The sequence below is a fragment of the Herbaspirillum lusitanum genome, from assembly GCF_026127345.1.
Taxonomy (GTDB): domain Bacteria; phylum Pseudomonadota; class Gammaproteobacteria; order Burkholderiales; family Burkholderiaceae_D; genus Herbaspirillum; species Herbaspirillum lusitanum.
The window spans coordinates 172,012-197,029 of record NZ_QXFG01000005.1; the positions used below are offsets into that span (position 1 = coordinate 172,012).

The following is a 25,018-nucleotide window of genomic DNA, read 5'->3' on the forward strand; positions in this document are numbered from 1 at the left end:
GGCGGCGTTAGCGTTAACGTCAGCGACCAGGGCCGGACAGTTTCTGCGTGATCAGCTTGCAGGTTGACAGCAGTGGATCGATCAGCGCCTGCTGCAATTGAGCCGGCTTGCGGAACAGCGGAATGCTGACGCTGATGCAGGCGACCGGCGTGCCTTCGGCGCCGAAGATGGGCGCGCCGACGCAGAAGATCTGCGCTTCGTTCTCTTCGCGGTCTTCGGTGTAGCCGCGCTGCTGCGCCACGGCGAGTTCGGCGCGCAGGACCTCGAGGTCGGTGATGGTGTGTTCGGTGAACTTCTGCATCCTGATGGAGCGCAGCAGGCGGTTGCGGGTGGCCTCGTCAAGCGCCGCCAGATAAGCCTTGCCGACCGAACTGGAATACAGCGTTACGCGCGTGCCGACGCGCGAGGTCATGCGCACGGCTTGCGGGCTTTCCAGCTTCTCGATGTAGACCATGCCATTGTCGCTGGGTACGGCCAGGTGGACGGTTTCGCGCGTGGTGTCGCGCAACTGCTGGAGGGCGTCGATGGCGGCGGTACGCACGTCCGAACGCGACCACGATTTGCTGGCGAGATTGATCAGGCGCGGGCCGAGTTCGAAATGGCGCGTGCGCGGATTTTCCACCACCATGCCTTCGGCCGTCAGCGCCGCCAGGATGCGATAGACGGTCGGACGCGGATAGCCGCTCAGGGCGCTGAGCCGGGCAATCGACAGCGGCTCGTCCTGGTCTGCGATCAGCTGCAGCACGACCATGAACTTGGAGAACGCAGCGGTGCCGGCGATCTTCGGATTGTCTTCGGCGGCGGTGTCGGATGACAGCATGGGCGGCATGGGCGTCGGTTATAAAGCGGGGGATAAAAGAATCCGGGGGATGGCCGAAACAGCAGAGGGGCATTATAGCCGAGAGGTTTCCCGGCGCCGCCGATAGAACTGCAGCAGTGGCGGCGCCGGGAAGCTAATACGTTACTGCAGGATCAGGACACCAGGTAGCCGCCGTCGACCGGCACCACGGCGCCGGTCATGAACGAGGCTGCCGGCGTGCACAGGAAAGCCGCGACATTGCCGATGTCTTCCGGCGTGCCCCAGCGATTGAGCGGCGTGCGTTGCAGGATCGGGCCGGAACGCGCAGGATCTTCCTGCAGCGCCTTGGTCAATGGCGTCGCAATCCAGCCCGGCGCCACTGCGTTGACGCGGATGCCGTCGACGGCGTAGGCAATCGCCAGCGACTTGGTCAGTTGCGCCACGCCGCCTTTGCTGGAACTGTACGCCGGCACCAGGCCGCCGCCGAAGAAGCTCAGCATCGACGCCAGGTTGACGATGCAACCCTTGCTCTCTTTCAGCAGCGCGCGCGCCGCCGAACAGACGCGCATGGTGCCGGTCAGGTTGACCGCGATCACCTGTTCGAAAACGTCGACTTCGTGTTCGGCGCCGCGCTTGATGATGCCGGCGCAGTTGATCACGATGTCGAGTTGCTGGATGCCGGCGAACAGATTCCTGACGCTGTCTTCCGACGCCACGTTGAGTTCGGCCAGCGTGACGCCGGTGCCGTTGAACTCTTCCGTGGCGAACGGCGGCAAGCCTGCCGCGATGACCTTGGCGCCCATGGCGGCGAGCTGGCGCGCCACCGCGCCGCCAATGCCTTGGGTGCCGCCGGTGACCAGCGCGGTTTTACCCTGGAACAGGTTGGGAGTGAATGTCATGTGCTTTCCTTCAGGTCGAAAATAAAATTACGCCGCTACCCGGTCGCCTTCGATCGGCTTGTTCACCACGAACATGTACACCAGCGCGGCAGCGAACGCGACGGCGGCGCTGATCAGCAGGGCATTGACGAACGAGTGGGTCTTGTCGACCACGATGCCGGTGATGAGCGGAGCCAGCGAGCCGCCGAGGTAGCCGCCAAAGTTTTGCAGGCTGCCCAGCGAAGCCACCAGACGGCGTGGAATCGCCACGCTGACCAGCGCCCATGCGCCGCCGCTTGCCATGTTCACGAATGCCATCGCCAGCGAGATGTAGACGATCGCCATCGTTGTACTTGGCGTGTAGGCGGCAGGAATGGTGAACGCGCCCGCACCGATCAGGCCGGCGCAGATCGGCCACTTGCGGCTGCGGATCGGCGCCATGCCGCGCTTCATCAAACCGTCGGCGATGTAGCCGGAAGACAGCATGCCCAGCGTGCCGAAGATGTACGGGATCACCACCACCCAGCCGGTGCGCGCGATGCTCAGGTGACGTTCATGTTCCAGATAGGCAGGCAACCATGTCAGGTACAGCCACACCATGTAGATCACGCCCATGAAGCCGAACAGCATGCCCCAGGTGGTGCGGTATTTGAACAGTCCTTTCCACTCGTGCCAGGTCAGCTTGGCGTTGGCGTTCGGATCGTTGTCGGTGCCGTCGGCCAGGTAGAGCATTTCGGAGGGCGTCAGTTCGACTTCATTGCGGTTGCGGTAGAAAATGTACCAGCCCACTGCGACGGCGATACCGGCGATACCCATGATGACGAACATCATGCGCCAGCCGAACGACAGCATCAGCACGGTCAGGATCGGCGGCGCGAGGGCCGGGCCGATGGTCGACGAGGCGACGAAGATGCCGGTCGGGCCGCCGCGTTCGCGCACGGCGAACCATTCGGAAACCACCTTGGCGCCGGCCGGGAACTGCGGCGCTTCACCGAGGCCGAGGAACACGCGCGCCACCAGGAACTGATGCAGCGAACCGACGAAGCCGCCGGCCAGCTGCGCCACCGACCATACCAGCATGCCGGCGCCGAGCATCACGCGCGCGCCGAACTTGTCGAGCATCGCGCCGATCGGCAATTGCGAGAAGGCGTAAGCGAGGGAAAATGCGGACAGCAGCAGGCCCATTTCCGATGCGCTCAATCCCAGTTCCTGGCTGACGGAATGGTTGGCGATGGACAGCGTGCTGCGGTCGAGGTAATTGACGATGCCGGCAAGCATCAGGAACGTCAGTGCGACCCACTGAATGCGTTTGAGCTTGCTGCTCTTTTGGACTTCCATGTTGTCTCCAATGTGAATATGAGCGCGGCAGGTGTGCTGCAAAAAATTCACCTGCCTGCGCCGTCTCTGCGGTGCTTGTTGCAGTTTGATAAAACATCCGACGGCTTGTGGCTGCCGGATGGGTATTGCTAATAAGTCGCGCGTCCTCCGGACAAATCAAAGACTGCACCGGTGTTGAACGTGCACGAACCGGAACACAGCCACGCCACCATCTCGGCGACTTCCTCGACATGGCCGAGACGGCCCATCGGGCTCTTGGCGATCATGGTGGCCACGTGCGCCGGACTCATCTGTTCCAGCAGCGTGGTCTTCACCGCCGCCGGGGCCAGTGCGTTGACGAGGATGCCGGCGTTGGCCAGTTCCTTGCCGAGCGACTTGGTCAGCGCCAGCACGCCGGCTTTCGAGGCGCTGTAGGCGGAGGCGTTGGGCGTGCCTTCCTTGCCGGCCAGCGAGGCGATGTTGACGATGCGGCCCTGGCCGGCGGCGCGCATGGCAGGCACCACCGAACGGCAGGTGTGGAACACGCCCATCAGGTTGACGTTGACGATGCGGTGCCACTCCGCGACGTCGTACTCGTCCAGCGGCACGGTGGAACCGGCAAAGCCGGCGTTGTTGATCAGGAAATCGATATGCCCGCGCGAGGCCAGCAGGTGTTGCGTGGCGGCGTCCACCGAAGCGGCGCTGGTGACATCGACGGTGTCCTGTCCGTACGGCGAGCCGGCGACCGGCGTGAGGTCCCAGCACACCACTTCGGCGCCAGCCTGCGCCAGGCGCGCACTGATGGCTGCGCCGATGCCACCGGAGCCGCCGGTGACAATTGCGACGGCGCCCTGAAAGTTGTAATCGGCTTGTACGTAGCTCATGGGTTTGCTCACGTCTTCAGCGCACGAACTGCTGCACGAAATCGGCGCCCAGGCCGACCTTCTCGTAATGCGCCTTGCACATCTCGAGCTTGGTGAAGACGTCTTCATAGCCTTCGAACTTGCCGAACGGATCGCAGTAGTACATCACGCCGGTGATGTGGAAATAGGTGATCATTTCTTCCACGTTTTCCGGTACGTACAGGGTGTGGGTTTCGCCGGGCGGCTCGAACACGTAGCTGCCTTGCTCGGCGATCCAGTTGTGTTCCAGATAGCGCCAGCGGCCCTTGAGCACCATGCCATGCACGGGAGCCGGATGGCGATGGCGGCTCAGCACGCCGGACTTGCGCACGCGCAGCAGGTTGGTCCAGTAGCCTTGCGAGACGTTCAGGCACAGCGGACGGAACCAGACGTTCTCGGCTTGCGGCACCCAGACTTTTTCGTCGTCGGGAATGGCGGAGTTGACCACGATTTCCAGTGGCGCTTCCTTTGGATTCGGGTATTGGTAGGGCATCATTTTCGATGCTTCCGGCGTGGTGGGTTGCATGCCTATTCTCCTCAGGTTTCAGTAACGGTATGAGTGGCGACTACGGCCTTTTATTATTTTGTCGTCCAATATATGGACATGTAGTCTGTAATGTGGTCACTTTGAAGTAATCTGAAAAGTATGTCAAGTCGCCGGTCCACCACGGAAGCGCTCTGAATGCGAGTCCGACAGGCATTTTTTACAGGTATCCCACGCCGGGTTTGAATTGGTCAGACCATTCAGCGCGGCGAGCGCGGATTGTGCGCCTTAAGCCGTGCGATGAAAAGGGAGATGAAAAAAAATCCGCGAGTGCGCGGATTTTTTCATGTCGTCAGCTCGCGGTCAGCAAGCTTCGATTTGTGGGGCGGCGATGATCAGTGATCGTCCCATGTCACTTCCTCAAAAGCGTGCACGAGAAAGTCGATGGTGGCGCGCACCTTGGCCGGCAGATGCGTGCGGCTCGGGTAGACCGCATAGATGCCCAGTTCAACGGCGGTGTAGTCGGGCATCACGCGCACCAGTTTGCCGCTGCGGATGTGGTCGTTGAGCATGAAGGTCGGCTGGCGCGTGATGCCGATTCCGGCCAGCGCGGCGGCCACGCAGGTGTCGCCATTGTTGGCGTGCATGCGCACGTTGGTCTTGACGCTGACGGGGCCGTCCGGACCGTCGAAATGCCATTCATCCTTGTCGGCCGAATAGCTGTAGCCGAGCACCATGTGGTCCTTGAGATCTTCCGGATGCAGCGGCGTGCCGTGGCGTTCCAGATACTCGGGCGAGGCGCACACGACAATGCGCGTCGAGGCCAGCTTGCGATAGATCAAGGAAGAACTCGGCAGGCGCGCGATGCGGATCGCCATGTCGTAGCCTTCTTCGATGATGTCGACGATGCGGTCCGACAGCGTGATGTCGAGCTTGATGCCGGGATAGCGTTGCAGCAGGCAGGGCCAGACCTTGACCAGGTGCAGCACGCCGAAGGTCTGCGGCACGTTGATGCGCAGCAGGCCGGCCGGATCGGTGTTGCCGGCGGTGAGCATCTGGTCGGCGTCTTCCAGCGCGGAGACGATCTGCTTGCAGCGATCCAGGTACAGCACGCCGGCTTCGGTGAGCGAAAGCCGGCGCGTCGTGCGTTGCATCAGGCGCGCGCCGAGACGCGCTTCCAGTTCAAGAATCGTGCGCGACACCGCCGCCTTCGACACATTCAGCGCGTCGGCCGCCTTGACGAAGCTGCCCAGTTCGGCCACGGCGATGAAGCATTCGATTTCGCGCAGTTTGTTCAAGCGATGTCTTTCAGGACGGGTTATGCCGCAGCAGGCAAATCGGCGAGGATGGACGACTGCGAACCGAATGCGAAGGCGTCCATGCGCAGACTATGATACGTCGAACCGCTGTCCAGATGCACCGATTGCGTCCAGTCGTCGGCCGCGCCCATGGCGAAGAACAGCGTCAGCAGATGTTCATCGGTCGGATGGGTGCGCACCGAATGCGGCGCCGATTCGCGATAGCCCAGCACCGCTTCCAGATTGCCGCCCTGCATTTGCGTCAGGAACCACTGCAGGAACTCCATCGTGTGCGGAGCGCTGTCCGCGCCAAGCGCGGCATCCGCATCGTTGCGGCGCAGTTCGCGCAGGTTATGCGTGAAGCTGCCCGAGCCGATCAGCAGGATGCCTTCCTTCGCCAGCGGCGCCAGCAACTGGCCGATGCGGTAGTGATAGGCCGGCGGCTGATGCGGCTGCAGCGACAATTGCAGCACCGGGATATCGGCTTGCGGATACAGGTAGCGCAGCGGCACCCAGGCGCCGTGATCGAGCCCCCAGCCGTCGTCGGTTTGCGCATGCAGTCCTGCCTCCTGCAGCAGGCCGGCGACGCGTTCGGCCAGTTCCGGCGAACCGGAGGCCGGATAACCGAGCTCGTACAACGCTTGCGGAAAACCGCCGAAGTCGTGGATCACGCGTTGCTTTGCCAGGCTGCCGACGCGCGGCGTCTGGGTTTCCCAGTGCGGCGAGACGATCACGATGGCTTTCGGCGTCGGCAGGCTTGCGCCGATGCTGCGCAACAGCGGCCCGGTCCTGCCGGGTTCCACCGCCAGCATGGGCGACCCGTGAGAAACGAAAAGCGATGGCAGTGCGGTAGGCATGGCAATACTCCGGAAAAGGGAAGAAACCTGCGAGGGCATTAGCCTCGCAAGGGTTTCAGGATAAGGATTATGCAGCGTTGTTCAGGCTCTTGCGCTTGACGGCGAACGCGCCGTTGCCGAGCAGATAGACCGCGATCAAGGCAACGATCCACATGGCCAGGTATTCCCAGCCGCCCTTGGGGTTGCTGAAGAAGAAGCCGTTCTTGCCATGCACCGTAAAGATGGCGCCGGCCAGGTCGATCGCAAGGGGAATGGCCAGCAGGTCGCCGTAGAAACCGATCACCAGGGCGATGCCGCCGACCACTTCCAGCAGGATGATCAGATACGCGAGGAAACCGGGCAAGCCCAGCGACTCAAAGAACGCGGCAGTGCCGGGCAGCGTGAAGACGAAAATCTTCATCGCGGCGTGCGCCAGGAAGAACAGGCCCGAGGTGACGCGCAGCAGGAAGGCGGCGTAGTCGGCCTTGGTGTTGAGGATGGTAGTGGTCATGGCGGCTCCCAAAATGAATGAGGCCACGATTGGCCTCGATGGGAGCAACTGTAAGGAAAAGCGAGTCTGGGATAAATACGTCGCAGCGGGATGAATTGTTTCGGTGACGTTGACAATCATCCCGCCGGCGGCGCTTAACCCTGATCAGGCTTGGGCTTGGCGGCCTCGCGACGATTGAAGCCTTCCACCATGTCGAAGCGGAACAAACGGCATTCCAGCGCACCGTTGAAGAACGGCGTCTTGCGAGCTTCCTTCAGGCGCAACAATTTCGGCAGCCCGAGGTCGGCCGAGAACAGGAACACGCTCCAGCCGGCGAAGCGCTGCTTGAGCGTGGTGCCGAAGGCGCTGAAGAAGGCGACGAACAGCTCATCGGTCGGCACGGCGGCATCGCCGCGCACGCTCAGACGCTCGCCATAGGGTGGGTTGGTCAGCATGATGCCGATGGTCGGATTGCCTTCTGCGTCCACCGGCGGTTTGACTTCCTGCGCTTCGATCTGTTTGAGAGGCACGTCGAACTGAATGCCGGCCTTGCGCAGGTTGCTGCGTGCGATGTTGACCATGTCGCCGGAAATATCGCTGCCGAAAATCGTCGGGACGATCGGCAATGGATTCGGCTTGAAGTCGCCCTTGATCGCCAGCCACGCTTCGGCGTCGAAGTTGTCGAATTTTTCAAACGCGAAACGGCGGCGCGCGCCCGGCGGAATGCCGGCCAGCATTTGCGCCGCTTCAGCCAGGATGGTGCCGGAGCCGCACATGGGGTCGAACAGCACCATGCCCGGCTTCCATCCGCTGGTGCGCAGCAAGCCGGCTGCAAGGTTTTCGCGCAGCGGCGCTTCGCCGGTGTCGTCGCGCCAGCCGCGCTTGAACAGCGCTTCGCCGGAGGTGTCGATATAGAGGGTGAAGGTGTGCGCGTCGAGGAAGCCCGAGATGCGCATGTCCGGCGTCTTGGTGTTCACCGACGGGCGCTCATCGAAACGTTCGCGGAAACGGTCGCAGATGGCGTCCTTGATTTTCAGCGTGGCGAACTCGAGGCTGCGCAGCGGCGACTTGACCGCGGTGACGTCGACGCGAATCGTGTGCGACACCTCGAACCAGTTTTCCCATTCCTGCTCGAGGGTCATGTCGTAGATGTCGTTTTCGTTCTTGTAGGAACCGTGCGCCAGGCGCAGCAGCACGCGGCTGGCGATGCGCGAGCGCAGATTCAGCTGATAGGCGCCGATCATGCTGCCGGAGCAATGCACGCCGCCGGGAACCTGCGTGTGCACCTTCAGGTTGGCGTCGGGGCCGGCCAGCTGGGCGATTTCGTTGAGTTCTTCCGCGAGGGCAGTTTCGAGGCCGCGCGGGCAAGGGCAGAAATAGGAATAGTTGGTGCTCATGAGGGGTACCTTTTGTCCGTTGGGGGTTGATGCCTGGTGCGCGACATGACCTGATGTCATGTCGCGGGTGTTTCTTCCGGCGGCGTTGACGGCATCTTGCTATCGACGCCGCCGGATTCCCGCTTGCGCGGGAATGACGAATCTTTACTGCGATGACTACGACTGCAAATTACTTTCCTGCAAACGCGCGTTCGACGAAATCGAGACGGTCCTGGCCCCAGTAACCTTCGCCGTCCACGATGAACCACGGCGCGCCGAATACGTTGGCGGTGGTGGCTTCTTCGCTGAAACGGTCGAACTCGGCCTGCACGCTGGCGGTTTCCGCCGACTTCAGCAGGCTGGCGCCGTCGTGGCCGAGGCCGTTGGCGATCGCCAGCAGCGTGTCGGTATCGGCGATGTTCTTTTCTTCTTCCCAGATCGCGCGCATCACGGCGCCGGTCAGATCGAGCGCGGCATTGGTGCCGTGCGCCAGTTGCGTGGCGATGATCAGGCGCGCGGCGACGTCGCTTTGCACCGGGAAGTAGGTCGGCTGCAGGTTCATCGGCAAGCCGAGGAATTTGCTCCAGCGTTCCAGTTCCTTGAGACGGTACGCCTGGCGCTGCGGTGCGCGCTTGGCCAGCGGCAAGCCGCCGGACTGGCCGAAAATCTTGCTCAGGTCGAACGGCTTGAGCACGACCTGGACGTCGTACTGCCTGGCCAGAGCGACGAAACGCGCATGTCCCAGATAGGCGAAAGGAGAGTGCGGCGCGAAGAAGTATTCACATACTTTGCCCATGAAGGACTCCGTAAAAAAATAGATCGGGGATGGATCAGAAAGGTTTCACAACGACCAGAATCACAATGGCCAGCAACAATAATACCGGGACTTCATTGAACCAGCGGAACCACTTGTGGCTGCGCTGGTTTTTGCCATTTTCAAACTTCTTGAGCAGCGAACCGCAGGCGTGGTGGTAGCCGATCACCAGAATCACCAGCGCCAGCTTGGCATGCATCCAGCCGTTGCCGGGACCTTTGCCGATGCCGATGACCAGATACAGGTACAAGCCCAGCGCGATGGCAGGAATCGCCAGCACAGTGGTGAAACGGTACAGGCGGCGCGCCATGCCGAGCAGGCGCTCTTTGGCGACGGTCTCGGTTTCCTGCGCCAGGTTGACGAAGATGCGCGGCAGGTAAAACAGGCCGGCGAACCACGAGGCGATGAATACGATGTGCAGGGCTTTGATCCAGAGCATGCGATTCCTTTGGCGATTGACTGTTCAGGGTAAAGAGACGGCTTACTGACGCACTTGTCCTTGCCCCAGCACTACATACTTGAGCGAGGTCAGGCCTTCCAGCCCGACCGGGCCGCGCGCGTGCAGCTTGTCGTTGGAGATGCCGATCTCGGCGCCGAGACCGTATTCGAAACCGTCGGCAAAACGCGTCGATGCATTGACCATCACCGAGGCCGAATCCACTTCGCGCAGGAAACGCATGGCGCGCGTGTAATCTTCGGTAACGATGGCGTCGGTGTGCTGCGACGAGTACGTGTTGATGTGGTCGATCGCTTCATCCATGCCGGCGACGATCTTGACGGACAGGATCGGCGCCAGGTATTCGGTGCTCCAGTCTTCTTCCACGGCTTCCTTCAGCAGCGGATAGCCGGCCAGGATGCGACGGCTTTCGGCGTCGCCGCGCAGTTCGACGTCCTTGGCGCGGTACAGCTCCGCCAGCTTCGGTAGCACCTCGGCGGCGATGGCGCGCGCCACCAGCAAGGTTTCCATGGTGTTGCAGGTGCCGTAGCGATGGCACTTGGCATTGAAGGCGACGTCCAGCGCTTTTTGCAGCTCGGCCTTGTCGTCGATGTAGACGTGGCAGATGCCGTCCAGGTGCTTGATCATCGGCACCTTGGATTCCTTGATCAGGCGTTCGATCAGTCCCTTGCCGCCGCGCGGCACGATGACGTCGACGTACTCGGTCATGGTGATCAGCGCGCCGACGGCAGCGCGGTCGGTGGTCTCGACCACTTGCACGGCGTCTTCGGGCAAACCGGCGCCGGCCAGGCCTTCCTTGACCAGCTTTGCCAGCGCCTGGTTGCAGTGGATCGCTTCGGAGCCGCCGCGCAGGATCGTGGCGTTGCCGCTCTTGATGCACAGGCCGGCGGCGTCCACCGTGACGTTCGGACGGGCTTCGTAGATGATGCCGATGACGCCCAGCGGCACGCGCATCTGGCCGACCTGGATGCCGGTCGGACGGTACTTCATGTTGGAGATTTCACCAATCGGATCGGGCAGGGCGACGATCTGTTCCAGGCCTTCGGCCATGGTGGCGATGGCTTTGTCGGACAGCGTCAGGCGATCCAGCATGGCGTCCGACAAACCATTGGCGCGGGCGGCGGCCAGGTCTTGCTGGTTGGCGGCGCGCAGCGTGTCGGCGTCGCGGCGGATGGCCGTGGCGATCAGCGCCAGCGCACGGTTCTTCGCCGCCGTGTCGGCACGGGCCATGGCGCGCGATGCCTTGCGGGCGCGCTGGCCGATGTCGTTCATGTAGTGTTCGATGTTGAGCGTCATGGTAAATTTTAAGCTTGGGTATTCTTCGGTGGCCTTCTTTGCCTTCATTGCCTTCAATAGCCGCGCGCGACTTTGAGCCCGAGCTGCGCCAACGCATCCCAGGCGTCGCCCGAGAAGGCCTTGGCGCGCAAGCCCTTGACCATCTTGTCAATCTGCGCGGCTTCCTGCAACGCGGTCTGCAGCGTCGCCAGGCTGATGCGGCGCAGCGCCGGGTCCATCAGTTTTTCGCGCGGGCCCCAGATGCGGTATTCCTTGAGCAGCATGCCGAGCTGCTTGCCTTGCGAGACGCCGGATTTGAGCTTGAGCAGCGTGCGCACTTCTTCGGCCACGGCCCACAGCACCAGCGGCAGCGCTTCGCCTTCGCCCTTGAGCCCATCCATCATGCGCATGAGGCGGGCGGCGTCGCCCGACAGCATCGCTTCGTTGAGCTTGAAGACATCGTAGCGCGCGACGTTCAGCACGGCGTCGTGCACCTGTTCAAACGTCAGCTTGCCGGTCGGGTAGAGCAGGCCGAGCTTCTGGATTTCCTGATGCGCGGCGAGCAGGTTGCCTTCAACGCGGTCGGCGATGAAATCCATGCACTGGCGATCTGCACTCTGTTGCTGGACCGCGAGCCGGTTGCCGATCCAGCCGGGAAGATGCGCGCGCTCGACCAGCGGGATGTCGATGTACACGCCGGCCTGCTGCAAGGTGCCGACCCAGGCTGCCTTGGCCGTCGCCCAGTCGAGCTTGGGCAGGCTGATGATGGTCAGGTTGTCGGGGTTCAGGTTGGCGGCATATTCCTGCAGCGCCTGGCCGCCGTCCTTGCCGGGTTTGCCGGTGGGGATGCGCAGCTCGATCAGTTTCTTGTCGCCGAACAGCGATTGCGACTGGTTGGCGGCGAGCAGTTCGCCCCATTTGAAGCTGCGTTCGACCACCAGGACGTCGCGCTCGGTATAGCCGTTGGCGCGCGCGGTCTTGCGGATCTTGTCGGCGGCTTCCAGCGCCAGCAGATGTTCGTCGCTGGCGATGACGTACAGCGACGACAGCGATTTCGTCAGATGGGTGTCGAGCGCGTCCAGCCGCAGTTGCATCGATTATTCCTTGACGGCGTCTGCCGTGCCCGCCGTGGCGGTTTTGCTGGCGGACAGGCGGCGCAGGATCTGCTGCACCAGGTCGCTCTGCATGTCGCGATACAGCAGCACTTCTTCAGCCTGCTTGGCCAGCTCCTGGTTTTCGTCGTAGGTGATGTCGCGCTTGAGCGTGATGTCGGCCGGCGGAATCAGGATGCCGCCCTTGTTGTCCTTGACCAGAAAGCTGAAGCGTTGGTACAGCGAGTATTCGCGTACGCGGCCGTTGGTGTTCAGGGTCAGGATCTTCTTTTCACGGGCGTCGGCGAGCACTTGCAGCACGGCTTCCGCTTCCGCCTGGTCGGACACCACTTCAGCACCGCTGGCGCGGATGTAGCGCTTGAGTTCCGTGCCCAGTTGCGAGTTGTCCGCAAAGCCGAGGTAAATCGTCTTGAACGGCAGATTCGCCGGCCCGCGCATGTGAAAGCCGCAGGCGCTGAGCATGACCGCTGCCAGCAGCATCAGGAACCATTGCAGTACTTTGCGTTGGTGGAGTTGAAATGGCATGTGTGTGTCCGTGGTCAGGTTCGTGAGCGAATGAATCGGCGTAGAAGCATCAGGCAACGATGTTGATCAGCTTGCCGGGGACGACGATGATTTTCTTCGGCGCGCCGGTCAGGAATTTCTGCACGCTTTCATTGGCCAGCGCGGCCGCTTCGATGCTGGCCTTGTCGGCATCCTTGGCGACGGTGATGCTGCCGCGCAGTTTGCCGTTGACCTGGATCATCATTTCGATCTCGCTTTGTTCCAGCGCGGCGGCATCGACTTGCGGCCAGTCGGCGTCGAGGATGTCGCCCTGTTGCTTGGCGAAGCCCAGTTCCTGCCACAGCGCGTGCGTGATGTGCGGTGTGATCGGATTGAGGATGCGCAGGAAGATCGAGGTGCATTCGGCCAGCACGGCGTTGGCGACCGGGCTGTCTTCCAGCTTGGCGGCCTCGAGCGTGTTGAGCATCTTCATGCAGGCCGATACGACCGTGTTGTACTGGATGCGCTTCAGGTCATGATCGGCTTGTTGCAGGATCTTGTGCACTTCGCGGCGCAGCGTCTTCAGCGCGTCGGTCAGTTGCGATGCATCTACCGCAGCGGCGCCTTCGATGCGCGCAGCGTTGTTATGGGCAAATGCCCAGACGCGGCGCAGGAAACGGTTGGCGCCTTCGACGCCGGTGCCCGACCATTCCAGAGTCTGTTCCGGCGGCGAAGCGAACATGGTGAACAGGCGCGCGGTGTCGGCGCCGTACTGGTCGATCTGCGCTTGCGGGTCGATGCCGTTGTTCTTCGACTTCGACATCTTCTCGGTGCCGCCGATGATGACCGGCTGGCCGTCTTCCTTGAGGATGGCGGTGACCGGACGACCCTTGTCGTCATGGGTCAGTTCGACGTCGGCCGGATTGATCCAGGTCTTCTTGCCGGCGGCGTCTTCGCGATAGTAGGTCTCGTTGAGCACCATGCCTTGCGTGAGCAGGTTGGTGAACGGCTCGTCGAATTTCACCAGGCCGAAGTCGCGCATGACCTTGGTCCAGAAGCGTGCATACAGCAAGTGCAACACGGCGTGTTCGATGCCGCCGATGTACTGGTCCATCGGCATCCAGTAATCGTTGCGCGAATCGACCATCGCATCATTGCTCTGCGGTGATGTGTAGCGCATGTAGTACCACGAGGAGTCGACGAAGGTGTCCATCGTGTCGGTCTCGCGGCGCGCCGGCTTGCCGCAGCTCGGGCAATCGACGTGCAGGAATTTTTCATGCTTGTTGAGCGGGTTGCCGCTGCCGTCCGGCACGCAGTCTTCCGGCAGCACTACCGGCAGGTCTTTTTCCGGCACCGGCACGTCGCCGCAATCGGCGCAGTGGATGATCGGGATCGGCGTGCCCCAGTAACGCTGGCGTGAAATACCCCAGTCGCGCAGGCGGAAGGTGACTTTCTTTTCGCCCAGCCCCTTGGCGGCCAGGTCGGCGGCGACCGCATCGACTGCAGCCTGATAGCCGAGGCCGTCGTATTTGCCGGAGTCGACGGTCTTGCCGCCTTCCTTGTCGCCGTACCATTCTTCCCACGCGTCGGTGGAGTAGGTCTTGCCGTCGACGGCGACAACCTGCCTGATCGCCAGATTGTATTTCTTGGCGAAGGCGAAGTCGCGCTCGTCATGCGCAGGCACGCCCATCACGGCGCCGTCGCCGTAGGTAATCAGCACGTAGTTGCCGACCCACACTTCGACTTGCGCGCCGGTCAATGGATGCGTGACGAACAGGCCGGTCGGCATGCCCTTCTTTTCCATCGTCGCCATGTCGGCTTCGATGACGCTGCCCTTCTTGCATTCGGCGATGAAGTCTTGCAGCGCAGGATTGTTCTTCGCGGCGAAGCTTGCCAGCGCATGTTCCGGCGCCACGGCGCAGAAGGTCACGCCCATGACGGTGTCGGCGCGCGTGGTGAAGACCCACAGCTTGCCGTCGTTGATCAGCTTGCCGTCGTCTTTAATGTCATGCGGGAAGGCGAAACGCACGCCGGTCGACTTGCCGATCCAGTTGGCCTGCATCAGGCGCACGCGTTCCGGCCAGCCCGGCAATTTGGTTTCGACGTGTTCCAGCAGCTCGTCGGCGTAGTCGGTGATCTTGGCGTAGTACATCGGGATTTCACGCTTCTCGATGACCGCGCCCGAGCGCCAGCCTTTGCCGTCGATGACCTGTTCGTTGGCCAGCACGGTCTGGTCGATCGGATCCCAGTTCACGGTGCCGGTCTTCTTGTAGATGATGCCCTTCTCGAGCATCTTCAGGAACATCCACTGGTTCCACTTGTAATACTCGGGCGAGCAGGCCGTCATCTCGCGCGACCAGTCGATCGCCAGGCCCATCGAGGCCATCTGCTTCTTCATGTACTCGATGTTCGAGTAAGTCCATTGCGCCGGCGGCACGCCGTTGGCCATCGCCGCGTTTTCCGCAGGCATGCCGAAGGCATCCCAGCCCATCGGCATGAGCACGTTGTAGCCGCTCATGCGCAGGTAGCGATACATCACGTCGTTGATCGTGTAATTGCGGACGTGGCCCATGTGCAGCTTGCCCGATGGGTAAGGCAGCATGGAGCAGGCATAGAACTTCTTCTTGTCGCGGCCGTGCTTGTCCTTGGCGTGCTCGACGGTCTTGTACGCGTCGGTCGCGATCCAGTGTTGTTGCGCGGATTGTTCTACTTCTGCTGGGCTGTATTTATCTTGCATGTCGGGTTGAGGCAAAGGAAAGATCGAAACCCGGCATTATACCGGCTCGCCAGAGGGGAGACCTAGTTCTGTGTCGATGTCAATCCGACCATGAATTGCACGAGGGAAATAAAAAACCGCCCCACTTGAAGCCGGAGCGGCGTCGGGGATCCGGCGGGCTGATTCAGAGATAAAGCATCTCAATGCTGATCGAACCGTCCAGCTGGATGTCGTCGGCCAGCAACTGGTAGGCCACGCGGCTCAGTTTGGCGCTGATGTCGAGGCCGGCGACCAGTTCGCTGAAGGCCACCGGCGTGTTGCCGGCGCCAAACGATATCTGGCTGCCGTCCTGGCGCAGGCCGCGCAGGGGGCTGCTGCGCCAGGCGGCGCTGCCGTTGGGGCGACCCAGAATGCCGACCGATTGGCCGTCCGCGACTGCCGTGCCGAAGCGCACGGCATAGCCGCCGATGCTTTTGCCGCGATACAGGCCCAGGCCGAAGTTGTCGCCGGCGTCGATGCCGGGAATATCCTTCTCACGCGTGGCTTCGCGATTGTCGACCGCCTTGACGGCGATCTTGGTGGGGCCGTCGCAGGAAATGCGCATGTCCACGCGCTGCGAAGGCAGGTCCTTGAAGCGTTCTTTCAGGTGCGGATCCGATTTGATGGTGCCGAAATCGATCACGCTGTTGCCGGGAAAGCTGGCCAGGCAGGCGGAAGGGCGGATCGTGCCCTTGACCACCAGTTCTGCGGTATCGGCGGCGTGGACGCCTGCGGCTGCGCTCAATAGCAGGGATGCAAAGGCAGAAAACGCAAGGGGGCGGAAAGGGGGTCTCATGAAGCCTCTCTGGAAAAGCAGTCTGCAGGCGGGATGGTGCGCAGACGGCAAGACTATTCTGAAGCAAAGTTCCTCGGATTTATATAAGAAAACTCTCAAAAATAGCGCGTTAATGAATTGCAATATTTCTATTTAAATACGGAAGTAGCGCGCTGATGTAATACGAAATTGTTTGGATGGTCATAGGCCGGTAACAATGCGCTGGCACGATGTAATCGTTTTCATGCGATCCCATCTTCGCCAACCAGCCATCCATCATCGTGCCGCCTTCCATCAAACAAGTCGCCCTGCAAGCCGGCGTGTCCACCGCGACGGTGTCGCGCCTGCTCAACAAGCCGGAATCGGTCAGTTCCGACACGGCCGGCAAGATCAATGAGGCGATTGCCGCGCTCGGTTTTCGCCCCAATTTCAACGGCCGCAACTTGCGTGCGGGACGTTCGCGTACGGTGGGCGTGGTGGTGCCGACGCTGTCCAACACGGTGTTCGCGCAATGCCTGCAGGGCATCGAACTGGCGGCGCGGGCGCTCGATTACTCGGTGATGTTCACGGCCACCGAATACCGCCAGGAAGACGAAGCGGCGGCGGTCAACCTCTTGCTCAGCCATCGCGTCGACGGCGTCATCCTGACCGTTGCCGACGCCAGCGCCAGCGGCACGCTGGATGTGCTCGACCGTGAAGGCATTCCTTACGTATTGACCTACAACCAGCCGCAGCAGGCTTCGCGCCTGTCGGTCTCGGTCGACAACCGCGCCGCCGCGCATGATGCCGTGGCGCACCTGATTGCACTCGGCCATACACGCATCCGGATGCTTGCCGGTCAATTCAATGCGTCCGACCGCGCCATCCAGCGCTACCACGGCTATCTCGACGCCATGCGCGCGCATGGCTTGGCGCCGATGGCGCCGATCGCAGTGCCGCGCCATACCGGACTTACCAGCGCGCATCTGCAGGCATTCGCCGACCCGCAGCAACGCCCGAGCGCCTTGTTCTGTTCCAACGACCTGCTCGCACTGGCGGCGATGCGCGATCTGCGCGCACTGGGTTTGCGCGTGCCGGAAGACATCTCCGTCATGGGTTTCGACGGCATCCCGCTGGGCGAGATGATGTCACCGGTGCTGGCCAGCGCCGTGCAGCCGTCCGAACAGATCGGCGAAGTCGCCCTGCGTACGCTGGTGGCCGCCATCGGACAGGCCGAAGGCAGCGCCGGTCCGGTCTCGCAAACACTTGCGCACACGATCCGCAACGGCGGCACAGTGCGGGTTTTCTCCTGACGCTTCTTTAGATTTTACTCGTTCACATCAACAGCAATAGAAAGGAAACGACATGCGCTCACATCCACGTTTGTCCCGGATTCTCCAGACGGTGGCGGCAGCCGCCGCTTTCGCAGGTCTTACTGCTTCGTTCAGCGCCGCGGCGCAAAACGTCATCTGCTACAACTGTCCTCCGGAATGGGCCGACTGGGCTACCCAGATCAAGATCATCAAGGAAAAGACCGGCATCACCGTGCCGCCCGACAACAAGAACAGCGGCCAGGCGCTGGCGCAGATCATGGCTGAAAAGGCCAGCCCGGTCGCCGACTTCACCTACGTCGGCGTGACCTTCGGCATCGAAGCGAAGAAGAACGACATCGTCACGCCCTACAAGCCGGCCGGCTGGAATGACGTGCCTGCAGGCCTGAAAGATCCGGAAGGCTACTGGACCACGATCCACTCCGGCACCATGGGCCTGATGGTCAACGTCGATGCACTGAAGGGCAAGCCGGTGCCGCGTTCGTGGGCGGACCTGCTCAAGCCTGAATACAAGGGCCTGATCGGCTACCTCGACCCGGCCAGCGCCTTCGTCGGCTATGTCGGCGCGGTCGCCGTGAACCAGGCATTGGGCGGCACGCTGGACAACTTCACGCCCGGCATCAACTACTTCAAGGCGCTGCAAAAAAATCAACCCATCGTGCCGAAGCAGACCTCCTACGCGCGTCTGATCTCGGGTGAAATCCCGATCCTGTTCGGCTACGACTTCGACGCCTATCGCGCCAAGTACAAGGACAAGGCCAACGTCGCGTTCGTGATCCCGGCCGAAGGCAGCGTCACCGTGCCGTACGTCGTCAGCCTCGTGAAGAACGGTCCGAACCAGGCCAACGCAAAAAAGGTGCTGGACTTCCTGTTGTCCAATGAAGGCCAGGCCATCTGGGCCAATGCTTACCTGCGCCCGGTGCGCGCCTCGGCGATTTCGAAGGAGGCCGAAGCCCGCTTCCTGCCGGCCGCCGACTATGCCCGCGCCAAGCCGGTCGACTACGGCAAGATGGCTGAGGTGCAGCGTCAGTTCAGCGAACGCTATCTGGCGGAAGTGAAATAAGCATGTCGCTGCATTTGTCTCAATCGCGCCAACTGCATCGCAAGCGTCCCGGCCGCAAGGTCTGGACGTTTGCCGTGCCGGGCATGACGCTGTTCGCCGCGTTCTGGCTGTTGCCGATGCTGCGCCTGGTCGGTGTCGGCGCCAGCGGTCCGACCGGTGCAATGGCCTATCTGGCCGTGCTGACCAATCGCCATTATCTGTGGAGCCTGGTGTCGACGCTGTTGTTGTCGGGCGCGGTCACGGTGGCGACGCTGGTAATTTCGTCGCTGGTCGGCCTGTTCCTGCAGCGCAATCGTTTCCCCGGCAAGCCGCTGCTGCTGGCGATGCTGACGTTTCCGCTGGCATTCCCGGGCGTGGTGGTCGGCTTCATGGTGATCATGCTGGCCGGACGCCAGGGACTGATCGGCGCGCTGACCGACAAGCTGTTCGGCGAGTCGCTGGTGTTTGCGTATTCGCTGGCCGGCCTGTTCATCGGTTATCTGTACTTCTCGATTCCGCGCGTCATCCTGACGGTGATGGCCGCCGCCGAGAAGCTCGATCCTGCGCTCGAAGAAGCGGCGCGGTCGCTCGGCGCCAATCCGCTGCGGGTGTTCTTCGACGTGGTGGCGCCGGCATTGATGCCGGCCCTGATTTCGTCGGGGGCGATCTGCTTCGCCACCAGCGTCGGCGCCTTCGGCACTGCATTTACGCTGGCCACCAACATTGATGTCTTGCCGATGGCGATCTATAACGAATTCACCAGCTACGCGAATTTCGCGATGGCGGCGGCTTTATCCATCGTGCTTGGCGTGATTACCTGGATCGCCCTGGCGCTGGCGCGTTCGCTGTCGGGCAGCAGTGTCCCCGCGACGGCATGAAGAAGGGAAACCAAATGAAACACTCCCTGCGGTTTTATCTGCAACTGACGTTCACGCTGCTGGTGTGCGCTTTCCTGATCGTGCCGGTGGTGCTGTCGGTGCTGGCCGGCGTGACGGACAATTTCTTCGTCGGCTTGTCGAGCGGCTTCACGCTGCGCTGGGTCGCTCAGGTGTGGGACACCTATCAGATGACCATCTGGCGTTCCATCGCGATTGCACTGGCCTGTCTGGCGGTGACGCTGGTTGTCGGCGTGCCGCTGGCTTACATGCTGGCGCGCCATCAGGGCGGCAACAGCCGGCTGGCGCGCGTGTTCGAAGAGCTGCTCATGATGCCGGTGGCGGTGCCCGGGCTGGCGACCTCGCTGGCGCTGATCATGGCTTACGGCCAGTATCGCGCCTTCCGCGGCAGCCTGTTGTTCATCCTGGTCGGGCATGTGTTGTTCACGCTGCCGTTCATGGTGCGACCGGTGCTGGCGGTGATGCAGTCGTCGCAATTGGCGGTGCTGGAAGAAGCCGCCGCCAGCCTCGGCGCCGGCATGCGCCAGCGCTTCTTCGGCGTGGTGATCCCGAACGCCGCCTCGGGCATCCTGGCCGGTGCGCTGATGGTGGTGACCTTGTCGATCGGCGAGTTCAACATCACCTGGATGCTGCATACGCCGCTGACCATGACCCTGCCGGTGGGACTGGCCGACGCCTACGCTTCGATGCGGCTGGAAGTCGGTTCCGCCTATACCCTGATTTTTCTTTTGATGATCGTGCCGCTGCTGGTCGCCATGCAATGGGCAACCCAGACCACGCGCACACGCGTACGCCTATGAACTCTTCTCTTTCCATCAGACTGCTTCAATGCGCCAAGACCTTCGGCAGCGGCGCACCCGCGCTGGAGCCGATCGACCTTGAAATCCATCCCGGCGAAACGCTGGTGCTGCTGGGGCCGTCCGGCTGCGGCAAGACCACCACGCTGCGGCTGATTGCCGGGCTGGAATTTCCCGACGACGGCGGCCGCGTGCTGTTCGGCGACGATGACGTCACCGACCTGCCGATTGAAAAACGCGGCGTCGGCATGGTATTCCAGAACTATGCCTTGTTCCCCAACATGACGGTCGGCGAGAATATCGCCTATGGTCTGAAAATCCGCAAGATGGCTGCAGCCGAACGCGCCGAACGGATCGATACGCTGCTCGACATGGTGCACCTGCAAGGCCTCGGCCATCGCCGCATCGACCAGCTTTCGGGCGGGCAAAGGCAGCGCGTGGCGCTGGCGCGCGCACTGGCGGTGGAGCCGCGCGTGCTGTTGCTCGATGAGCCGCTCACGGCGCTTGACGCCAAGCTGCGCGAAACCTTGCGCACCGACCTCAACCAACTGCTGCGCAAACTCGGCATCACTGCGATCTACGTCACGCACGACCAGGGCGAGGCGATGGCGCTGGGCGATCGCATCGTCGTGATGGAGCGCGGCAAGATCGCGCAGATCGGCACGCCGCAGGATATCTACTATCGCCCGGCGTCGGAATTCGTGGCCGACTTCATCGGCACCATGAATCGGGTGAGCGGCGTGACGCGCGTTGGTCACCTGCAGATTCCGGGCGGCATCGTGCCGTTGGCGAATGCGAATGGGGGAGCGAATGGGGCTGCGGACCAACTGGCGACGGCGATGTTCCGTCCGGAAGACGTCGAGATCGTGCCGCTCGATACCGCCGGCGCGGAAATGTTCGGCGACGTCATGTCGACATTTTTCATGGGCGACCGCACGCGTTTGCTGGTGGACATCGGCGCCGACATGCCGGTGATCGTCGAGACGCGCCGACGCGGCGTCTGGCACGCCGGCGAGCGCATCGGCCTGCGCGTGCCGGAGCACGCGGTGATGCAATTGCCGGTGCAATATTTTTCCGGGGAAACGCGCTCATGATCCTGTGCCAGGTTTCCGACCTGCACATCAAGGCGCAGGGTAAAAAATCCTATCGTGTGGTCGACACCGCCGAGAGCCTGCGGCGCTGCGTGGCGCAGGTCAACCGCCTGAAACAGCGGCCCGATGCGGTGGTGTTCACGGGCGACCTGGTCGACTTCGGCCTGGCCGATGAATACGCGGTCTTGCGCGAATTGCTGGCGCCGCTGACGATGCCGTATTACCTGTTGCCCGGCAATCACGACGAGCGCGGCGCACTGCGTCGGGCGTTCCCGGATCATGCCTATTTGCAGAGCGCTTCCGATGCGGCGCGCATCGAATACGTGATCGAGGATCATCCGCTGCGCATCGTCACGCTCGATACCGTGATCCCGCGCTCCAGCAAAGGCGAACTGGCGGCGACCAGCATGGACTGGCTGGACCGGGTGCTGGGCGAGCAGCCGCAACGGCCGACCGTGATCGCCATGCATCATCCGCCATTCACTACCGGCATCGGACACATGGACGACATCGGTCTTGTCAATCCGCAATTGCTGGAGCCGGTGGTGCGTCGTCATCCACAGGTGGAACGGGTCCTGTGCGGCCACCTGCATCGCTCGATACAGGCGCGCTTCGGCGGCACGATGGCGTCAACCTGTCCGGGCGTGTCGCATCAGGTGGTGCTGGATCTGGATCCGCAGGCGCCGTCGCAATTCGTGATGGAGCCGCCGGGATTCCAGTTGCATTGGTGGGGCGGCAAGACGGGGCTGATCAGTCATACGGCTTACGTCGGTGAATTCGACGGGCCGTATCCGTTCTATGACGGCGATCAGTTGATCGATTGAGCCGGAGGGGGATTCAGAGCAGCGCCAGCTTCAGCGTGGCGGCTTCTTCGTAGTCTTCGCAGCGGTCGTTGATCATGGCGACGCAGAATTGCAGCTCTTCGATGATGTCCGGTGCGGCGGCGCGCAGCTTGTCGCTGTGCTGGACTTCGATGGTCAGCGCTTCGTTTTCCTTGAGCACGAATTTGCTCATGCCGTCGTCGTCGCGCAGGTAGCTCAGGCAATCGACCCAGGCGTTCATGTTGTTGCCGTAAAAATCGGGGAAGCCGAATACGCTCGCGCATTGGCTGTGGAAGCTGTCCCAGTCGGTGATGAGTTCGCCGTTCAGGCGTGCTGTTGCCATGATTACTTCTTCTCTGTACTTGTTGTGTTTGGTTTCGGATCGGTCACAAAACCGAGTTTGTTCAAGCCGTTGTTTTGCGCTGCCGACATGACGTCGGCAATCACTTCATAACGGGTCGCCTTGTCGGCGCGCAACTGCACTTCGGGCTGCGGCTTCTTGCCGGCTGCCTCGGCCATGCGCCGCGTCAATTCTTCCAGTGTGACCGCCTGATCTTGCCAATACAGCTTGCCGGCGGCGTCGATGGCGACGCTGACGGTTTGCGGTTTCTCGGGAGCCGGCGCCGATTTTGCGGTCGGCAGATCGAGTTGCAGCGAATGCGTGAACAGCGGCGCCGAAAGGATGAAGATCACCAGCAGCACCAGCATCACGTCGACCATCGGGGTGACGTTGATTTCGGCCATCGGGCCGGCCTGGTGGTTGTCGTTGAAGCCGCCGAAACTCATGCTTCCCCCTTGCCGACGCGCTCGCCGGTGGTGAGGTAAGCGTGCAGGTCATGCGCGAAGCCGTCGAGTTCAGCCAGCGTCAGGCGGTTCAGGCGTGTGAAGGCGTTGTAGGCCAGCACCGCGGGAATCGCCACCACCAGACCCAGCGCCGTCATGATCAATGCTTCGCCGACCGGACCGGCGACCTTGTCGATCTGCACCGTGCCGCTGGCCGAGACCGCCGCCAGCGCGTGGTAGATGCCCCAGACGGTGCCGAACAGGCCGACGAACGGCGCGGTCGAGCCGACCGAAGCCAGCAGCGTCAGGCCGCGTTCCAGCCGGGCCGAAACGCGGTTGATTTCACGGCGCAGCGTGCGCGTGATCAGTTCGCCGGGATCGGTGGCGGCATTGAGCGAGGGCGTATTTTGTTTGGAGGAAATGCCGGCGGCTTCGGATGAGCGTTGCGCCAGCGGGGTGAAGATTTCTTCGCTGTCGACGGTGCGCATGACGGCGATGGCGTCGGTCAGCGTGGGCGCTTTCCAGAAGCCTTCGAGCGCATTGCTGCCGCGACGGATGCGCCACGAGCTCCAGGTCTTGGAAAGAATGTAATACCAGCTGGCGACGGACATCAGCAGCAGAACATAGGCGACGGCATGCGAAACGGCATCGCCTTGCGCCCAGTAATGGGCGAATCCAACGGTTTGTTCCATATCGTGTTCTCTAGGTTGGGAGCAGAAATAAATGGCAATCCGTTGGAGTAGGCATCCGCAAAAAGATTCGCTGCATCCGTTGATCAGATGCAGCGGCGGAAGACTACTTCAGTCCGAGCACGTCCTGCATGTCGTACAGGCCGGTTTTCTTGTCGGCCAGGAAACGCGCGGCGCGCAGGCTGCCGTGGGCGTAGGTGACGCGGCTCGAGGATTTGTGCGTGATTTCGATGCGCTCGCCGATGCCGGCAAACAGCACGGTGTGGTCGCCGACGATGTCGCCGCCACGGATGGCGGAGAAGCCGATCGACGACGGATCGCGTTCGCCGGTGATGCCTTCGCGGGCATAGACGGCAACGTCGTCGAGCTTGACGCCGACGGCGTCGGCGATGACTTCACCCATCTTCAGGGCCGTGCCGGACGGCGCGTCGACCTTGTGGCGGTGATGCGCTTCGATGATTTCGATGTCATAGCCGTGCGAGAAGCTCTTGGCGGCCAACTCCAGCAACTTGAGCGTGACATTGACGCCGATGCTCATGTTGGGGGCCAGCATGATCGCGGTCTTTTGCGCGGCGGCGGCGATCGCGTCCTTGGCTTCCTGTTCCAGGCCGGTGGTGCCGATGATCATCTTGACGCCATGCGCGGCGCAGTATTCGGCGTGCCTGAGCGTGCCTTCCGGACGCGTGAAGTCGATCAGGAAGTCGGCGTTGGCGAGGCCTTTGGCCAAGTCCGATTCGATCGCGACGTTGGCTGGTTTACCGAGGAAGGAGGCCGCGTCGGTGCCGATGCTGGGCGAACCCGGCACGTCCAGGGCGCCGGCCAGCACCATGTCGTCGGCGTTCCGGATGGCTTCGATCAGCATGCGGCCCATGCGGCCGGATGCGCCGGCGACGGCGATTTTCAATGCGCTCATAGTGCTTGTACTTGTACTTGTGGTTGCGGGTATTGCTGTACTGGCCAGCTTACTTGGAGGAGGACGGCGGAGCCGTGGTCGTCGGCGTATCCGACAGTTCCGGCATGGCGCCCTTCTTGGAACCGGCGATCAGGGACAGATATTCCTGTTCGGTCGGCAAGTCGTTGCCGCCTTCGTAGCGTTCCATCAGGTTGTCCTTGAAGAACACCGACACGCGGCTGCTCATCAGTTCACCGTTGCCCTTGGCCAGGCGGAATTCATAATCCCAGCGATCCGAATGGAACACGTCGGCCAGCAGCGGCGTGCCGAGCACGAAACGCACCTGGTCGCGGGTCATGCCCGGCTTCAGTTGCGCCACCATCTCCTTGGAGACGAAATTGCCCTGCTGGATATCGATGCGATAAGGCTTGAGGAAGCCGAACAGGCTGCTCTTCTTCGAAACCTGCACGCCGGTCGCGTCGGGCGCAGCTGCGCCTTCCGCCGGTTTTTTGGATGCACAGCCGGACAGCAGGGTGCTCAGCGCGATCAGCGCCAGAGCGGTAGTACGGTAGGAAGGCAACATTCGCATAAAGATTTCAATTGGTTGAGCAATTGTGCTAAAACGCTATATGATAAAGCAGATAAC

The 25,018-nt window shown here is 62.1% G+C and carries 27 protein-coding genes; 6 read left to right on the forward strand and 21 right to left on the reverse strand.

From position 1 onward, the window contains the following. Nucleotides 1-19 precede the first annotated feature (19 nt). The 16 genes from DXT88_RS04960 to DXT88_RS05035 all read right to left on the reverse strand — a co-directional run bounded on the left by DXT88_RS04960 (nt 20) and on the right by DXT88_RS05035 (nt 16,021). Nucleotides 20-820, reverse strand: coding sequence for an IclR family transcriptional regulator (locus DXT88_RS04960; protein WP_265212164.1), 801 nt, complete (start codon nt 818-820; stop codon nt 20-22). 152 nt (nt 821-972) lie between these two features. Further along, nucleotides 973-1,698: an SDR family NAD(P)-dependent oxidoreductase gene (locus DXT88_RS04965; protein WP_265211853.1), complete on the reverse strand. Its 726-nt coding sequence runs from the start codon at nt 1,696-1,698 to the stop codon at nt 973-975. A gap of 27 nt (nt 1,699-1,725) precedes the next feature. Beyond that, complete coding sequence (locus tag DXT88_RS04970; protein WP_265211854.1) at nt 1,726-3,015, reverse strand: MFS transporter; 1,290 nt, start codon at nt 3,013-3,015, stop codon at nt 1,726-1,728. Between the two features lie 128 nt (nt 3,016-3,143). After that, complete coding sequence (locus DXT88_RS04975; RefSeq protein WP_265211855.1) at nt 3,144-3,878, reverse strand: SDR family NAD(P)-dependent oxidoreductase; 735 nt, start codon at nt 3,876-3,878, stop codon at nt 3,144-3,146. A gap of 16 nt (nt 3,879-3,894) precedes the next feature. Then, nucleotides 3,895-4,422, reverse strand: coding sequence for a 2,4'-dihydroxyacetophenone dioxygenase family protein (locus DXT88_RS04980; protein WP_265211856.1), 528 nt, complete (start codon nt 4,420-4,422; stop codon nt 3,895-3,897). Between the two features lie 353 nt (nt 4,423-4,775). Then, nucleotides 4,776-5,678, reverse strand: a complete 903-nt coding sequence (locus DXT88_RS04985) for a LysR family transcriptional regulator (RefSeq protein WP_265211857.1) — start codon at nt 5,676-5,678, stop codon at nt 4,776-4,778. Nucleotides 5,679-5,698: 20 nt separating this feature from the next. Next, nucleotides 5,699-6,535, reverse strand: coding sequence for a dioxygenase family protein (locus DXT88_RS04990; protein WP_265211858.1), 837 nt, complete (start codon nt 6,533-6,535; stop codon nt 5,699-5,701). 67 nt (nt 6,536-6,602) lie between these two features. Beyond that, entirely contained in the window at nt 6,603-7,025 is a 423-nt protein-coding gene (locus DXT88_RS04995) for a DoxX family protein (RefSeq protein WP_265211859.1), read from the reverse strand. 134 nt (nt 7,026-7,159) lie between these two features. Then, nucleotides 7,160-8,401 (reverse strand): THUMP domain-containing class I SAM-dependent RNA methyltransferase, encoded by a 1,242-nt coding sequence (locus DXT88_RS05000; protein WP_265211860.1) that lies wholly within the window; start codon nt 8,399-8,401, stop codon nt 7,160-7,162. 169 nt (nt 8,402-8,570) lie between these two features. Then, nucleotides 8,571-9,176 carry a 2-hydroxychromene-2-carboxylate isomerase gene (locus tag DXT88_RS05005; protein ID WP_265211861.1) on the reverse strand — a complete coding sequence of 202 codons (606 nt, stop codon included), beginning with the start codon at nt 9,174-9,176 and terminating at the stop codon, nt 8,571-8,573. A 34-nt stretch (nt 9,177-9,210) separates the two neighbouring features. Beyond that, nucleotides 9,211-9,633, reverse strand: a complete 423-nt coding sequence (locus DXT88_RS05010; protein ID WP_016832056.1) for a CopD family protein — start codon at nt 9,631-9,633, stop codon at nt 9,211-9,213. A 42-nt stretch (nt 9,634-9,675) separates the two neighbouring features. Further along, a complete protein-coding gene (locus DXT88_RS05015; protein ID WP_265211862.1) occupies nt 9,676-10,947 on the reverse strand; it encodes a glutamate-5-semialdehyde dehydrogenase in 1,272 nt (423 codons plus the stop codon). A gap of 53 nt (nt 10,948-11,000) precedes the next feature. Further along, entirely contained in the window at nt 11,001-12,020 is a 1,020-nt protein-coding gene (gene holA, locus DXT88_RS05020) for a DNA polymerase III subunit delta (protein ID WP_016832057.1), read from the reverse strand. A gap of 3 nt (nt 12,021-12,023) precedes the next feature. Further along, the gene (locus DXT88_RS05025; RefSeq protein WP_016832058.1) at nt 12,024-12,563 is read right to left on the reverse strand and encodes an LPS-assembly lipoprotein LptE; all 540 of its coding nucleotides are present in this window, start codon (nt 12,561-12,563) and stop codon (nt 12,024-12,026) included. Between the two features lie 49 nt (nt 12,564-12,612). Continuing rightward, entirely contained in the window at nt 12,613-15,258 is a 2,646-nt protein-coding gene (gene leuS, locus DXT88_RS05030; protein WP_265211863.1) for a leucine--tRNA ligase, read from the reverse strand. A gap of 163 nt (nt 15,259-15,421) precedes the next feature. Continuing rightward, the gene (locus DXT88_RS05035) at nt 15,422-16,021 is read right to left on the reverse strand and encodes a DUF1120 domain-containing protein (RefSeq protein ID WP_016832060.1); all 600 of its coding nucleotides are present in this window, start codon (nt 16,019-16,021) and stop codon (nt 15,422-15,424) included. A gap of 311 nt (nt 16,022-16,332) precedes the next feature. On the opposite strand from DXT88_RS05035, the gene DXT88_RS05040 reads away from it, so the two are divergent. Genes DXT88_RS05040 through DXT88_RS05070 form a run of 6 tightly spaced genes read left to right on the forward strand, consistent with a single transcriptional unit; the run spans nt 16,333 to nt 22,011 of the window. Beyond that, complete coding sequence (locus DXT88_RS05040; protein ID WP_265211864.1) at nt 16,333-17,343, forward strand: LacI family DNA-binding transcriptional regulator; 1,011 nt, start codon at nt 16,333-16,335, stop codon at nt 17,341-17,343. 52 nt (nt 17,344-17,395) lie between these two features. Further along, nucleotides 17,396-18,424 carry an ABC transporter substrate-binding protein gene (locus tag DXT88_RS05045; RefSeq protein ID WP_265211865.1) on the forward strand — a complete coding sequence of 343 codons (1,029 nt, stop codon included), beginning with the start codon at nt 17,396-17,398 and terminating at the stop codon, nt 18,422-18,424. A gap of 2 nt (nt 18,425-18,426) precedes the next feature. Next, nucleotides 18,427-19,281 carry an ABC transporter permease gene (locus tag DXT88_RS05050; RefSeq protein WP_265211866.1) on the forward strand — a complete coding sequence of 285 codons (855 nt, stop codon included), beginning with the start codon at nt 18,427-18,429 and terminating at the stop codon, nt 19,279-19,281. A gap of 14 nt (nt 19,282-19,295) precedes the next feature. After that, nucleotides 19,296-20,099, forward strand: coding sequence for an ABC transporter permease (locus DXT88_RS05055; RefSeq protein ID WP_265211867.1), 804 nt, complete (start codon nt 19,296-19,298; stop codon nt 20,097-20,099). After that, nucleotides 20,096-21,190 carry an ABC transporter ATP-binding protein gene (locus DXT88_RS23440; RefSeq protein WP_407649267.1) on the forward strand — a complete coding sequence of 365 codons (1,095 nt, stop codon included), beginning with the start codon at nt 20,096-20,098 and terminating at the stop codon, nt 21,188-21,190. The genes DXT88_RS05055 and DXT88_RS23440 overlap by 4 nt, the downstream gene beginning before the upstream one ends. Beyond that, entirely contained in the window at nt 21,187-22,011 is an 825-nt protein-coding gene (locus DXT88_RS05070; RefSeq protein ID WP_265211868.1) for a phosphodiesterase, read from the forward strand. The genes DXT88_RS23440 and DXT88_RS05070 overlap by 4 nt, the downstream gene beginning before the upstream one ends. A gap of 13 nt (nt 22,012-22,024) precedes the next feature. Here the strand turns inward: DXT88_RS05070 and DXT88_RS05075 are convergent, their stop codons facing one another. The 5 genes from DXT88_RS05075 to DXT88_RS05095 form a co-directional block, all read right to left on the reverse strand. Then, complete coding sequence (locus DXT88_RS05075) at nt 22,025-22,351, reverse strand: barstar family protein (protein ID WP_016832066.1); 327 nt, start codon at nt 22,349-22,351, stop codon at nt 22,025-22,027. A 2-nt stretch (nt 22,352-22,353) separates the two neighbouring features. Beyond that, nucleotides 22,354-22,794 carry an ExbD/TolR family protein gene (locus DXT88_RS05080; protein WP_265211869.1) on the reverse strand — a complete coding sequence of 147 codons (441 nt, stop codon included), beginning with the start codon at nt 22,792-22,794 and terminating at the stop codon, nt 22,354-22,356. Beyond that, nucleotides 22,791-23,483, reverse strand: coding sequence for a MotA/TolQ/ExbB proton channel family protein (locus tag DXT88_RS05085; RefSeq protein WP_016832068.1), 693 nt, complete (start codon nt 23,481-23,483; stop codon nt 22,791-22,793). The genes DXT88_RS05080 and DXT88_RS05085 overlap by 4 nt, the downstream gene beginning before the upstream one ends. 103 nt (nt 23,484-23,586) lie before the next feature. Then, a complete protein-coding gene (gene dapB, locus DXT88_RS05090; protein WP_265211870.1) occupies nt 23,587-24,393 on the reverse strand; it encodes a 4-hydroxy-tetrahydrodipicolinate reductase in 807 nt (268 codons plus the stop codon). A gap of 49 nt (nt 24,394-24,442) precedes the next feature. Continuing rightward, nucleotides 24,443-24,955: an outer membrane protein assembly factor BamE gene (locus DXT88_RS05095; protein ID WP_265212168.1), complete on the reverse strand. Its 513-nt coding sequence runs from the start codon at nt 24,953-24,955 to the stop codon at nt 24,443-24,445. Nucleotides 24,956-25,018 lie beyond the last annotated feature (63 nt).